This window comes from Nocardia takedensis NBRC 100417, assembly GCF_000308695.1.
GTDB lineage: Bacteria > Actinomycetota > Actinomycetes > Mycobacteriales > Mycobacteriaceae > Nocardia > Nocardia takedensis.
In genome coordinates this window covers 1-14,004 of record NZ_BAGG01000235.1, presented here as the reverse complement: position 1 = coordinate 14,004, position 14,004 = coordinate 1, and the positions used below count along the sequence as shown (strand labels likewise).

Annotated in this window: 9 protein-coding genes and 1 pseudogene; 8 read left to right on the top strand and 2 right to left on the bottom strand. The window is 65.6% G+C overall.

All coding sequences use genetic code 11. The annotated features are described in order from the left end of the window. The first annotated feature begins 642 nt into the window (after positions 1 to 642). A complete protein-coding gene (locus ON30_RS29040) occupies positions 643 to 1,173 on the top strand; it encodes a hypothetical protein (protein WP_157183910.1) in 531 nt (176 codons plus the stop codon). An 832-nt stretch (positions 1,174 to 2,005) separates the two neighbouring features. Here the strand turns inward: ON30_RS29040 and ON30_RS29035 are convergent. Further along, positions 2,006 to 3,007: a hypothetical protein gene (locus ON30_RS29035; protein WP_063719964.1), complete on the bottom strand. Its 1,002-nt coding sequence runs from the start codon at positions 3,005 to 3,007 to the stop codon at positions 2,006 to 2,008. 558 nt (positions 3,008 to 3,565) lie between these two features. Here ON30_RS29035 and ON30_RS29030 point away from each other — a divergent pair. The 7 genes from ON30_RS29030 (at position 3,566) to ON30_RS36505 (ending at position 13,472) form a co-directional block, all read left to right on the top strand. Then, complete coding sequence (locus ON30_RS29030) at positions 3,566 to 5,365, top strand: IS481 family transposase (protein WP_306307401.1); 1,800 nt, start codon at positions 3,566 to 3,568, stop codon at positions 5,363 to 5,365. Positions 5,366 to 5,847: 482 nt separating this feature from the next. Then, positions 5,848 to 6,093 carry a hypothetical protein gene (locus tag ON30_RS39600; protein WP_169334963.1) on the top strand — a complete coding sequence of 82 codons (246 nt, stop codon included), beginning with the start codon at positions 5,848 to 5,850 and terminating at the stop codon, positions 6,091 to 6,093. 869 nt (positions 6,094 to 6,962) lie between these two features. Further along, entirely contained in the window at positions 6,963 to 7,493 is a 531-nt protein-coding gene (locus ON30_RS29025; protein WP_051030113.1) for a TetR/AcrR family transcriptional regulator, read from the top strand. Positions 7,494 to 7,857: 364 nt separating this feature from the next. After that, positions 7,858 to 8,592 (top strand): IPT/TIG domain-containing protein, encoded by a 735-nt coding sequence (locus tag ON30_RS29020; RefSeq protein WP_083911761.1) that lies wholly within the window; start codon positions 7,858 to 7,860, stop codon positions 8,590 to 8,592. Positions 8,593 to 9,767: 1,175 nt separating this feature from the next. Then, the gene (locus ON30_RS29015) at positions 9,768 to 10,097 is read left to right on the top strand and encodes an ArsR/SmtB family transcription factor (RefSeq protein ID WP_085999427.1); all 330 of its coding nucleotides are present in this window, start codon (positions 9,768 to 9,770) and stop codon (positions 10,095 to 10,097) included. 189 nt (positions 10,098 to 10,286) lie between these two features. Further along, entirely contained in the window at positions 10,287 to 11,921 is a 1,635-nt protein-coding gene (locus ON30_RS29010) for a SulP family inorganic anion transporter (RefSeq protein WP_083911760.1), read from the top strand. 981 nt (positions 11,922 to 12,902) lie between these two features. Beyond that, entirely contained in the window at positions 12,903 to 13,472 is a 570-nt protein-coding gene (locus tag ON30_RS36505) for a hypothetical protein (protein WP_051030111.1), read from the top strand. 359 nt (positions 13,473 to 13,831) lie between these two features. Here ON30_RS36505 and ON30_RS41430 read toward each other — a convergent pair. Then, positions 13,832 to 14,004, bottom strand: a pseudogene (locus ON30_RS41430) (IS30 family transposase); the annotation flags it as partial.

Below are 14,004 nucleotides of genomic sequence, written 5' to 3'. Positions count from 1 at the left end.
TTAGTGAGGTCGACCGATTGCACGTCGGAGGCAAGCTGACCAAGCACACGGTGGGGCAGCTAACTGGAATTCAGTAGCGAAAGTCGATATGCAGGGGCCAGGTCGATGGCCTCGGCCATCGACCGATAGGCCGCCACACGCGGATGTCTCCGGTCCGCACCCCCGCGTTCCGGATGCGAACGAGGTGTGTTACGCACGGCAGTTCCGCAGATTCCTGGCTTGTCAACGCAGCCCGTCGATGGGGCGCGTGTGCCCGCGTTATGGTCCCGGCGTTGGTGCCGTCGGCCGCGAATCGCGGAATTCGCGCATTTCCAGTGCCCTGCCACGCTTCGACACTGCTATCCCACCGACGCCGCCCAACGCCGACCGGCGGCGCAATTTTGCCGGACGCGGCGTAGTCTGCGGCCGCGTGGCACGTCGGGCTGAACCACGATCGATCCGCAACGACCGAGAACCGACTATGGTCGAGAAATGAACTGGTCTCGTGCGCGGCGCATCCCGGTAGCACTCGCGACCACGGTCGTTGTCGCAGCACTCGGATCCTGCGACAGTTCGGCTGAGCTCGGCGCGAGCCCGGCACCGGTACTGGGCGCGGTCGATGACCCCGGCCTGCGATTCCGCGACGACCGGGACCCGGTGCCGGTGCCCGGCACCGAATGCCTGGCCTTCACCCCGGCCGTCCGCCGTGCGGCAACGATATCGCAGGCCGACGAGGCGGTCCCGATAGTGCCTGGTCACGGCTGCTGGGTGCGCACCGGTGCCGGTAATATCGTCGGCATACTAACCGCGGGTACACATTTCGCCCAGTTCTGGCAGCGCGACTACCCCGTAATCGACCCCGGTGGCATCAGCGTCCTCACCGTCGAGAAGGACTCTGCCCAATTGTTCGAGCGGTTCGTTCTCGACGACAGGTACTACGCGGTTCGAGTCGCGAGCCGCTGGGCCGCTGGCCTGGCAAGCGCCACCACCAAGTCGGCCTGTATGGTAGTCGTCGACACCGGCTCGGCGCAGCCGCTGTTGGTCAACCTCACCAGGACAGCGTCACAGCACGACCGGAACGGTGTCACCCTCGCCCAGCTTTGCGCCACCACGGCCGAAGTAGCCCGCGCGACGCTCGACACCGTCGACTCCACGGACGGCGGTCCCCGCGCTGAAATCGCCACCCGCCGATGATCATCAGCAGCGGGCCGCGAAACAGGCCGACACGGTGCTGGTTCGATGTCGCGCGATCCCGGAGCGAGTTCATGGAGGGGCGATCCGGAAAACATCGGAGGCCAGCGCACCCCGCCGTCTCGTGCGTGCCCGGCGCGTCGGGCCACCGCGCCGCCCCCGACACGGCGCGCTCGCACTTGAGTATCGCCGCGAAACGCTCACCCCGCCTCACTTCGGCATCACCACGCCACACCCGCCGCCTACTCGCCACCAGTACAACCTGCAACAGCCACCGCGACCGCACAGACGGTCGTCTCCCACCAGACCGAGGCCGAGATCGATGCGAACCCGATCGACAGACTCAAACCCGTTGTCGCGCCGCCATCCCACCGCGCCGACGCGATAGCCTCCGACCGGCGGCGACGTTCCGCGGTGAGGACCCCCAGTTCACCACCCCCGACCTGGCCCGCTCGGCGTGACCTTGCGCCCGCCCGCGGCCGAACTGAACCGCCGTCTCATCTGCTGGGCAGCGGTTCGTGGTCGGGGTCCGCTGCCTCGTAGCGTGCCGCAGGAGTGCGGGCGGGGTTGACTCGTGAACCGCGAGCGATGCCGTCTGACGGGAATCGATGGCCCAGCCCACGATGCGTGGGAGTAGGCGTCGATCACCGCGTAGCAATACACCCTGTCTTCCCGGCTCTATTTGTCGAGTGGTAGAGCGTGACTCGGTGTCGTGCTCGCGGTGCCGCCTGGTGTCATCGGCGGTCATGGTTCGCCAGATTGTGTTCGATAGGTGTCGTTTCAGACAGCGCATGGCAGCGCGGTGTGAGGATCCGGCGGCGATCTTGCGGTCGTATTAGGCGCGGCCGGCGGTGTCGCGCATCCGGACCTGGACCATGGCGGCGTTGTGGATCGCGGCGTTGAGTTGCCGGGCGCCGTAGCGGCTGAGCTGGTGGAGGCGTCGATCTGAGCTGGTGGAGGCGTCGATCTGAGCTGGTGGAGGCGTCGATCTGAGCTGGTGGAGGCGTCGATCTGAGCTGGTGGAGGCGTCGATCTGAGCTGGTGGAGGCGTCGATCGGAGCTGGCGATCTCGACAGGCGCGGTCCCCATTGTAGGTGGCATACTCGGCCGTAGTCGCGAACCGGGGCGCCGGGCCGGTTCGGCCGATCAATCGGGCAGCCAGCACAGGACCGATCCCGTCGATCCTGCGCATCCGAGTGCCGTGCTCGTCGAGCAGTTTCTGGTTAGCGGCGAGTTGGCGGTCGAGTCGGCGGACGTCGGCGATCAGATCCTTGCACAGTCGACACGGAACCGATTCGACATCGTCCGTGCTCGGAATCCGCACAGTAGCGGCGGTGTTCGCTGTCAGGCGGGTGGGCGCGCCACCGGCCAGTAGTTCCCGCAGCAGTGCGTTCAGCTGATTGACCGAACGAGTTCGGCTCGCCGACAGATTGTTTCGTTGCTCGTCCAGTATCCGTAACGCGTCACAGTGTTCGTCTGCAACGGCTGGTCGGCCCCTCTCCCTGCAAAGCCGCGACACACGCTGCGGCGGCGTCGATCCGATCGTTCTTACGTCGACCACCGCGAGAAGTTCCCGCACCCGTGCGGTCGCGGTGGTCGGGATGTCGAGCACGACCTCGCTGCGGGCGATCAACCAGCGGGCGAGGTGACGTCCCAGTCCATCGGCGTTCTCCACCGCCCACTGCCGTTGCGGCCACCGCCTGGCCCAAGCGATCAGGCACCGGTAATCGGATAAGGTCGCCTCGATCCGGACCGAACCGAGATCAACATTGCTGCTCGGATCCACCGCGGTGGCGATGTGAGTGTTTTTGTGCGGATCGACACCGATGACGGCCATCAGCAGCAGGTCCCTTCTCTAATATCCGGATGGGATCCGCGGCGGACAATCCGACTTCCAGTACCGTGCCTGTGCTGGTGGTCATGCCTCTCTTCGGTCACGCCGCGAACGCGGGCCGGATGGCACGACATACCCCGCAGAATCAGCCGAAGACCATCGGCGACAGGAACCTCAGGGGTCAAACCACCCGACCTACTGCGGCACGCTACGAGGAGCTCCCCCGACCACGACACCGCTGCCGAAGACCTAAGTCGGGACCTCACGCCTTCCTCGATCGGCCCAAGCGACCGGCATAGCTGACAGTCCAGCACACGGCACCGGCTGGAGTTCGGTCGCCGGCGCACCAGTACTCCAACCGCAGTTCGTGATGTTGTTGGGATGGTATGTGGTTTCGTGCCGGTAGAAGGGGGATGCAGTTGGCCGGAGAGTTTTTACACCCCGCCCGTTGGCCTGGTGTCGGTGTAAGGGCTCAGGACATGCTTGACGAGTTGTTCTCAAGAGACACTTGACGTTTGAGCGCTGGGCGTGGTCGAGTTCCCCAGTTGGTGTCGGTGGTGAGTGGATGGTGTCGTGGAGCCGGAGGCGTTGGTCGAGTATCGGTATCGGGCGGTGTGCGAGGTGTTGGGCGGTGCTCCGATCGGTGAGGTCGCGGTCCGCTACGGCACTACTCGGCAGTCATTGGATACCTGGCGGCGGCGGTTCAGGTCCGAGGGTATGGCGGGGCTGTCGGATCGGTCGCGACGACCGCGTACCAGCCCGACCCGGATCACGGCCGAGGTGGAGTCGTTGATTTGTCGGCTGCGCCGGGAACACCCCCGCTGGGGTGCGCGCCGCATCGGTTACGAGTTGTCCCGCCAGGGCTTGGACCCGGTGCCTTCGCGGGCGACGGTGTACCGAGTATTGACCCGGAACGGGATGATCGATCCGCAGGCCCAGCTGCACAAACGTAGATACAAGCGGTGGCAACGGGAAGCGCCTATGCACCTGTGGCAGATCGACATCGTTGGCGGAGTGCCCCTGGCCGACGGTCGCGAGTGCAAAGTGCTGACCGGAATCGATGACCACTCCCGGTTCGTGGTGATCGCTACGGTGCTGGCGCGACCGTCGGCACGCGAGGTCGGTGAGGCGTTCACTGCGGCGATGCGCCGCTACGGCGTCCCGTCGGAAGTGTTGAGCGACAACGGAGGACAGTTCACCGGCCGACACATCAAACCGCTACCGGTCGAGGTGCTCTTCGAGAAGATCTGCCGCAACAACGGCATCAAACAGCGGCTGACCAAGCCGCGCTCACCGACGACGACAGGCAAGATCGAACGGTTCCACAAGACGCTGCGCACCGAGTTCCTCGACCACGTCGCCCCGTTCGAGTCCATCACCGCCGCCCAGGACGCGCTCGACGGATGGATCGACGCCTACAACCAGCAGCGCCCGCACCAGTCGCTGGATATGGCCGTCCCTGCCAGCCTGTTCCGCCCCAACGGACCCACCCGGCTCGATCACATCGAGCCGGGCCAACAGTCCAGCGCCGGTGAGTCCTCACCGCTAGTGATCGGAGTGATCGAACCGCCACCACGGCGAACCGGTGACGGAGCGGCGGTCGAGTTCGACCTTCGCGTTCCACCCAACGGTGACCTGCGAATCCGATCCAGTCGTCAAGTCGTGTCACTGCACCCGAGCATGGCCGGGCGCATAGTGACGGTCTGGGCCGACCTGCGCAGCGTTCACATCGTCTGCGACGGTCACGTGATCCGCACCAGCCCATCCCGGCTACAGCCCGAGGACCTGCGCTATCTCGCAATGCGCGGTGCCAGACCAGGCGGCCCCGAACCCGACAGACCGGCGATGCGCCGAACCGCGGGGGTCGCGGTGATCGAACCCGGCCAAGCGGTCGAGATCGACCGGGCTGTCAACAAGGACGGGTTGGTTTCGATCGGTGGAACCACTCACCTCGTCGGATTCGCCTGGGCCGGACGCCGGGTCGTTCTCCGGCTCGACGGGCATCTGCTCCACGCGATCGCCGACGACGCGCTCATCGGGACCTGGCCCTGCCCGATCAGGGCCGATCGGCTCGGCCGACTCCCAGGCATCCGGACCCCCACCCGCCCGCTGCCGCCCCCACCGCTGCCGGCCGGTTCCCTACGCGCGCAACGCAAAGTCCACGCCAGCGGCAGGATCATGGTCGCCGGTCAAGGCATCAAACTCGGCCCCCGTCACCGCGGCAAGATCGTCACCGTCGTCGTCGAGGACACACACCTACGCATCCTGCACGGTGACGAGGAAATCGCGGTCCGTCCCCGAAAGAGCCAGAAACCCATCACCAGGTTCCACGTCACGGGCGCAGGCGCGAGCCTGGACTGAACGTCAAGCATGACCAGACGACGAAACGTCAAACATCTCCTGAGACCTCACATTGACACCTGGAATGTCACGTACACGCTTCCCGCCGTGGCGACGGCTACTCCGCTGGACCCGTCCAGCCCGACGAAGGGCAGTTCGATCGCGGTGGTCGACTCGCGTTCATCCGCAGGACCCGGTCATGCTGTGGTCGGCGAGGATCACGTCACCGGTCGGGGTAACGGCGATACCCGCGGATGAATCCGGGCCCGGTGAAGGGGGTGACTTTCCGGTCGTGGCGCCCGGTGCGAACATGCGCACCGGCGTCGCACTGCGGGCGATGGAGAGATTGACTGCGGCGTCCGCGGCGATCCCGTAGGGGTTGGATAAGTCGGAGACGGGTAGGGTCGACGGTGCTCCGGTGGGGGGATCGGTTGTCGGGGTGGACCCGAGTGATGTGATGGTACTCCGGAGGAAAATTCGTCGCATCCGGTGCGGGTGTCGTGGTGGAGTCCGACATCGGGTCCGGCTTCGAGCCCCACATAGTCGGCCGGTCGGAAAAACGCCATGGTCACCCGATCGCCGATTTCAGGATCGGTGAACGCGCCCGTGCGGATTCTGGTAACTCGATCGCTCAGATTCGAATAGGAGTAGGCGCGCACGGTTTAATTAGCCGCCGTTCGCAGTGCGATCTGTTCCGTTTTATCTCGCGCGATCCCGGCGAAAGTATCCTGCGCCGGAAACTGGCGTGATCGTGGATGTCTGTCGCGCTCAACTGTCCTCCATGCGCGGTCACGGGCATGCCGGTCGAGCGCCGTCGTAATGGTGTCGGAGTCGGGTCGATGACCGATGGGCTGATCGGTGGGCAGCCTGTAAGTTACTGCTGAATCAGAGGATAACCGCAGGGATGTCACAATTATGACTTTTGCGGATTATGATATGTCGTGGCATCGGAGTTCTGTCATGCCGTTGAACGTAGATGTAGTTATTGCTGATCAGTGGGCATGACGAACGTAGCTCTTTCGAATAGGAGTTTCGGGCGTCGGTGATACGGTGTCACATTTCGGAGTGACAAAGATGTGATTGATCATTACCATGGTTCTCGGCTCGCTAAATGTGTGTTAGTGCTGCCGTGTCCCGCGTCCTGCCCGGTCGACGGAAATCGGACTCCTTACCTTCACGGCGTACGTCGTATTCCGGCGTGAGTTCGGTCGAACTGTGCCGAATTCTGCTTGTTCCCACCTGATCCGCTCGTCGGATCGGGTAATGTCGACGGACTCCGGAACCGGTCATCGAATCCGACGGACTTCGGTTGCGGGTGACAACCTACAGTCAGACAGGAACTCTCACATGTCGACCGATAGACCGTCGATCCCTACGACCGTTCCGCAGAGTTCTACGACGTGATGGCGGCTCCCCATCGGGAGGCCGAACGCGATTCCTTTTCGCGGCGTTGCGTGGGGCGGGACCGATGACCGAACCCGTCCTCGGCATCGGTGCCGGCGGCAGGCTGTCCACCGTCGCCTCCTCTTCGATTCCTTTGCGCCGGTACCGATCCAAAAAGAGAGGGGCAACGGTGTCTGCGGATCAGGCGAATCGCCGCGGTCGACACACCAGGGCGATGCTGCGCGACGCTCTGGCGGATCTGGTCGAGGAACGCGGACTCGACATCGTCACGGTGGGGGAGATCAGTGAACGTGCCCGCGTGACCCGTACCGCCTTCTACCGGCACTATCGCGACAAACAGCATCTCGTGGACCAGATCCTCACCGACGCCACCGCGCATCTGGCGCCGGGTACGCGCCGGGACATCATCGAGACGGCGCAGTGCCTGCGCCGCTTCTTCGACCACGTCGCCCAGGACGAGAAGCTGTTCCGCGCACTGCTCGGGCCACGAGGCAGCCCCTCGTTCGCCGCCGGTCTGCAAGCGGCATTCGTCTCGCTCGACACCTGCGTCACCGCCGCACCCCGCGCGGCCGACGGCTTGACCCTCGCCGTGCTCGGCGCGATGCTGACCCGGACGACGCTGTGGTGGCTCGACAACGATCGCCCCATCCCCTCCGCCGACCTCGCCGCCCGATACCTGCTCATGGTCAACGCTGTTCGCGCGAGAGCCGCAGGTGCCGAGCACGTCCCGGGCGTGAGTGCGTAGACGAGGCGTGTGTCGGTGAGGTCGTCGACAGCTGGCCCTGCCGGACGGTCATCGGAGCAGCGTTGTCGGTGCGCGCCGGATTTGCGTGTGGGGAACACGAACTCGGCTGATCCGGTGGTATGGACGGCAGACGTGGCAGCCGCAGGGCACCGTTTCACTCCGCATCCACGCAGGTGGGAGCAGCGACCCCGATCCGCCTGCACGGGCGAGAGGACTGCCGAAAGAGAAAACGGACAAAACCGGACCGCAAATCCGTTGTCCAGTCGGGGGGCTTGAGCGCTGAATAGGAGAACGGAGAGCGGAATCATCGAGATACAGACGATTTCGTCCGCAATTCCATCATCACTATCTCGAGGAGGGCGTCATGCCTACCATCACTTCGGTCCTGCCCGTGTCCGGCCCGACGACCGGCGGGACGAGCGTAGTCATCACAGGCACCGGGTTCGGGGGACCGACCACGGTGCGCTTCGGCGGTACCGCCACTACGTTCACTCTCGACTCGCCCACCCGGATCACCGCAGTCGCGCCTGGGGGCGCAGTCGGAACGGTGCAGGTGACCGTCACTGACGCCGCCGGCACGAGCAACGGGGTCGCCTACGAGTATCTGGCGGTCCCCTCGCTCACCGGTGTCGCTCCGGGCCAGGGCTCCACGGCAGGCGGAACGACGGTCGTACTCACCGGCACCGGCCTGTCCGGGGTCACCGCGGTCTCCTTTGGCGGAGTGGCGGCCATCTCGTTCACCGTCGACTCCGACACCCAGATCACGGCCGTCACACCGGCGGGAACCGGGATCGCCGTGGTCACCGTCACCGCTCCCGGCGGCACGAGCTCGGGGGTGTCGTTCGTCTACGTGGTGGTCCCCACAGTCACCGCCGTGACGCCGGCCTCGGGTCCGACGGCAGGGTTCAACACCGTCACGATCACCGGCACGAATTTCACCGGACCGCTCACTGTCCGCTTCGGCTCCACCGCTACCTCGTACACGATCGACTCGGCGACCCAGCTCACTGCCATCGTCCCGCCCGGAACAGGAACCGTGCAGGTCACCGTCGAGGGCAACGGAGGCACCGGAAGCGGCACCGCCTACACCTATGTCTGACCCACACGAGTGCGCCGGGCCGCCGCGACCATCGCTGCGTCCCGGCGCCAGCGGAGGATGACCAGTACTGTCCAGACACAGCCACCCCCGCAACGAGCCGGGCGCAGGCGGGCATGCACCGCTGCTGCCCCTTCGGCCGACGACGATCTTTACCACCGCTGGATCGCGTAGAGCGAGGCAGGGAGCGACCGACCGGGTGCCCAACCACGTTCTACGACATCGTGATCACGCCCGACTGTCACGCTGTCACCGTCCCGCGGAGTCTGTCGTATGGACCGCGACAGTGAGCCGGTGAAGGGTGTGAACACCGCTGCGGCGGTCCTGCGAGGATACGAGTACGGACGCGGCGATGGTCGCGGCGCGAGCGAGCGCCGTCGAACCAAATACCCGGATCTCGCCATCGACCGGGCCGTCGTGGCAAACGGTGATCCATCCGCAGTGATGCTGGGTGAAACGCGGCGTGCCCAAGTGGTCGCCCTGGGGCGGAACGGGCGTGGCGGTCTGTCGACTGGGCGCCTCGGGTCGGTGGGTGGCACAGGCGGTCCTGCATCCCGTCTCGATACCCGTCGTCGTCGCCGATGTTGGTGGTGGCCACCGTCCACGCGGACCCGGCGGCCACGGACCCGGCGGCCGGAGGTTCGGTGTCGGCTGTCGCGACGGTCCCGGAGGGTCGGGACGGTCGCGCAGCGCAGGTGTTGTGTGAGAGTCGAGCCGGTGAGCTCACAACGTTCGCGTCCACAATTGCAGTGCCGTTTTCACGGACTCGGTGAGTGAGACGGCGGTGTCGAGCGGTTCGGCCTGTGGCCAGGGCACGGTGTGGGCCGCCATTGGCCTCATCCGTATTGGTAGGCGCTGTGGCTCAGCACAGTGGATGCGATCGTGTGGCCACCAAGGGGTCCTGTGGGCATCGCCCGCGCGAAATGACATGAGTGCCCGCAGTCTTGGGTCTCCGCGATGTAGGGCGACACGGAATGCTGCTCCGGTATTGGACCGCTCGGCGAGATCGCACGCCGTCGCTCTTGAGCTGCTGCCCTCGATTCGTCGTCTGTGGGCGCTGACCCTGATGTCCGGTCGACCTTATGGCGATGATTGGCTACGCTGTTTGCTAAACTGCGCAATCAGCGAAACTTGCGCTTAACCGAAACCGCCCGACCGTGGAAGAGAGTGGGTCGATCATGCCTGGTGCGAGCAGGCCTCTTCACCAGATGAAGGCTGACTTCTTCAAGACCCTCGGCCATCCCGTGCGTGTCCGGGTCTTGGAGCTGCTCAGCCATCGTCAGCATGCCGTGTCGGAGATGGTGGCCGAGATCGGGGTGGAGGCGGCTCACTTGTCGCAGCAATTGTCGATCCTGCGCCGTGCGGGCCTGGTGACGGCCCGCCGTGAGGGCTTGTCGGTCACCTACGAACTCGCCAGCCCTCAGGTCGCCGATCTGCTCGCCACGGCCCGGGTCATCCTCAACGGCGTTGTCTCCGGGCAGGCCGAAGCCCTCGAGCGGACCGCTTAACCCGGGTCGCGCACCTCCCCTTTTCGATATGTGTGCAGGCATTGATTGCGATTTTTCTAAACTAACTATCTTACGTTTTCGTGAAGGAGATAATGTGGTGATCGATCCAACCGCCGCGCCGACTACGCGACTCGCGGCGTTGGACTTACGTCTGGTCGCTGTTCGGTGACTGTGCGAGTTCTCTTGCCGATGTGGTCGGATTGGAGTTCGGCTGTCCGCGCTCCCGGCACCGACCTGTTATCGGGGCTCATGGTCGCGTTGGTGGCGCTGCCGCTCGCGCTCGGGTTCGGCATCAGCTCCGGTCTGGGTGCTGCCGCCGGCCTGGCGACAGCGGTCATTGCCGGCGCGGTAGCGGCGGTATTCGGTGGGTCGCGGTTCCAGGTGTCGGGGCCGACCGGGGCGATGACCGTGGTCTTGGTGCCGATATTCGGCCAGCATGGCGGCGGCGGGGTTCTGACCGTGGGGCTCATGGCCGGTGTCGTGCTGGTGGTGCTCGCTTTCGCCGGGGTCGGCCGGGCCGTGCGGTATATGCCGTCCCCGGTGATCGAGGGCTTCACCGCAGGTATCGCCGTGGTCATTGCCCTGCAACAGCTCCCTCTTGCCCTCGGTATCGCAGACGTCGAGGGCGAGAGGGTGTGGCAGGTGGCATTCGACGCCGTTCGACAATACTGCGCGGACCCCGACCATGTATCGCTGGTGACGTCCCTGGTGGTCGCGGCAGTGGTACTGGCCGGAGGACGGTATCTGCCGAAAGTGCCGCTGGCGCTGATCGCGGTGGTCGCCGCCACCGCCGTGGCTCAAGTATTGAACTTGGGCCTCACTCCGATCGGGGATATTCCCGCTGGACTGACAGCTCCCACGCTCGACTTCGTCCATCTCGATCAACTCGGCTCGCTGATCGGCCCCGCACTCGCAGTGGCCGCGCTCGCCGCGCTGGAGTCGCTGCTGTCGGCGACTGCGGCGGATTCGATGGCTGTGGGTACCCGTCACAACCCCGACCGGGAACTTTTCGGGCAGGGATTGGCCAATCTCGCTGCCCCGCTGTTCGGCGGCGTCCCTGCCACCGGTGCGATCGCCCGCACTGCGGTCAATGTCCGCTCCGGAGCCCGCACCCGCCTCGCCGCGCTCACCCACGCCGTCGTGCTGGCCGCGATCATCTACCTGGCCGCGGGCCTGGTCGCCGACATCCCGCTGGCCGCGTTGGCGGGCGTGCTGTTGGCGACCACCGTGCGGATGGTCGAGACCGCATCACTGGTGGCGATCGCTCGCGCCTTCGGAGGCGATGCCGTGATCATGGCCATCACCTTCGGCGTCACCGTCGCAATGGATCTGGTCACCGCCGTCGCGGTCGGAGTCGCCATCGCCGGCGTGCTCGCACTACGAGCCGTTGCGAAAGAGGCCCGGCTGCAGCAGATCCCGCTCGACCACCCCACCGAGGACACCACCCACATCGTCGAAGAAGGCCAACTGCTCCACGACCACATCGTGGCCTACCGCATCGAAGGACCACTGTTCTTCGCCGCAGCCCACCGATTCCTCCTCGAACTGACCGAGGTATCCGATGTCCACATCGTCATCCTGCGCATGTCCCACATCACCGCTCTCGACACCACCGGCACGCTCGTACTCAAGGACGCCATCGGCAAACTCGAACACCGCCATATCACGGTGCTCATGTCCGGCCTGCGTGAAGACCACCACCGCCGTCTGGCCGTGCTCGGCGCCCTCCCCGCAGGTGGTGAGCCCCAATTGTTCGAACACACCCCAAACGCCATCGCCCATGCTCGCGACCTCCTGCTCGGCCCCGCGAAGCGACAGCGTTGACGACCGGTGCCGCGCCCCCGTCAGCACCACCTACCCGCTACCATCTGCGGCGCGGCGTCACTCTGTCGGACTCGCGGGCAACCCGGGTGGTCGATGACCGCACCGTGCACTCCGCCCTACCTACTGTTTTCCTCGTCCCGCCCATCTCGGACACTGTGCGTGTTCCTTCGGAGCCGCTGTATATGTTACTGATCGACTTTGCCGTGGCCCATACACGCGTCAACGGAGCGAGGTTGCTGTCGCGCATCGCGGTGGGGGCGGCTTGAGATAGCGGCACAGGTTCTCGACCTGCGGTGCAGCAACCCGCTCGTCTGCTCCAGCAGACCGGCTCCGGAATCACCGAGATGCCCCGCTCACCACGAACACCCCCGGCGTGCACGTCGCCAATGCTCAGGTGCGCGATCCTGGAACGGGTGGTGATAGCGAGTGTTGGTGGGTGGGTCAGCCGGTGTTGCGCTGTGGCGGTGTATGCCGCCAGCACTGCGCGGCCGAGCAGTGCCTACCCCTGAGAGGAGTGTAACCGGCTGACGGGCCTCCTCGACGGAGGGAAGCGGAAAGTTCGCGGGGATGTCGGTGGATTTTCTCGGCGGATGTCGATCGGTCCTGCGGTTGAAGTGTCGGTAAGTTATCGAATATTCTCATCGGTGCAGGTGGGCGACAGTTTCCGGATGTGGTCGCTGCCGACCGAGGTCGGCCGGATGTTGACTCCGTCCGGAGGCAGGCATACATTTGCTCACTGTTTGTATGATCGTTCGGTCCGGCTGTGTGGCGTCGGACACCATGACGTGGTTCTATCGGCTGCGGACACCGCGGTCCGGTAGGAATATGGACAGAGGTCCAGGTGTGGCGACGGTGCGGTCGCCGCGCGGTGGGGGAGTCAGATCGCCGCATGCGGCGATCCACCGCGGCGCTCATCGCGCCGCCCGACGAGGAACACACGATGATCAGCTTCACTCCGACGAAGCGGCGAGCGGGCCGGTCGTGAACGGTGCACTCGATTCCGTCTTCGTGAACGCGCGCTCGACCGCGCGGGACGAGCAGACTCCCGCCGACGCGGTGTCGGCCGGGCTGCTGACCCCTGATGTCCTGCTGGCCGCCGTCGCCGGGCACCTGCCCGACGGTCCGCCCTTGGCGGTGTGGGCGCGCGAGTTGTCGGATCTGCACGCCCTGCTGCTGACCCACCGCATCACTCCGGGACGCCGACCGGTCGATTTCGATCACGCGCGGATCGGCGCGCAGGTGCGGGACACGATCCGGGCGGTCGACGCGTGGGCCGCCGCACGGTTCCCCGGCGCTTGCGGTGCGCGTCGCAGCACGCATTCGCTGGGCGAGGTGATCAGCCACGTCGCGCGCACCTACGTCGAGGTCTGGTGGGCGGTGCGGCATCGGGCCGATCACCAACATCAGGCGTGGGCCCACCTGGCCGAGGTGCGCGACGGTTACGCCGACCTCGTCGCCGACCTCGCGGCGGGCCGGGTCAAATTGCCGGTCGGTTGGCGCGGTGTCGACGTCGACCATCGCACGGCGGCCGTGAGCGGCAGCGAGGTCTAGGCCGGGCCCCGGTCGCCTGTGGCCCCAGGCCCGAGATCCGAGAGCGCACCTTCTGTCAGGGACCGGGGTTGCACCTACCAGAGGGGTCCGGTCTCGGCGCGGCCGCGACGGATTCCACTTCGGGTGTTCCCGTGTAGCCCGCTGCGTGTATCGTCGCGGCGGTTCGAGAGGTGGCTCGGAGAATTCTGCGGCCATCACCTTTGTGGTGGTGAGCCCCCCGGGGAGTGGGGAGAGGACCTGGGCGTGACCGGGGGAGGTCGCGATCAGGTCGACCAGCCACACCGACTGGACTCGTGAACGCGAGGGCTGGAATGTGAAAGATGTTGTGCATCATAATGATCGAGGATCGCAACCCAGGTTCAACCTGTCGTCGCAACACCGTACTGTTCAAGTGACGATAGCTGGTCACTGAGAGCCTCGGCGGGTGTCCTCCATCCGAGGGTCTTCCGAGGGCGATCGTTGAGGGCCGTGGCAACGGCGGCGAGTTCTCTACGACCGTATCGAGACAGCTCGGTGCCCTTGGGGAAGTATT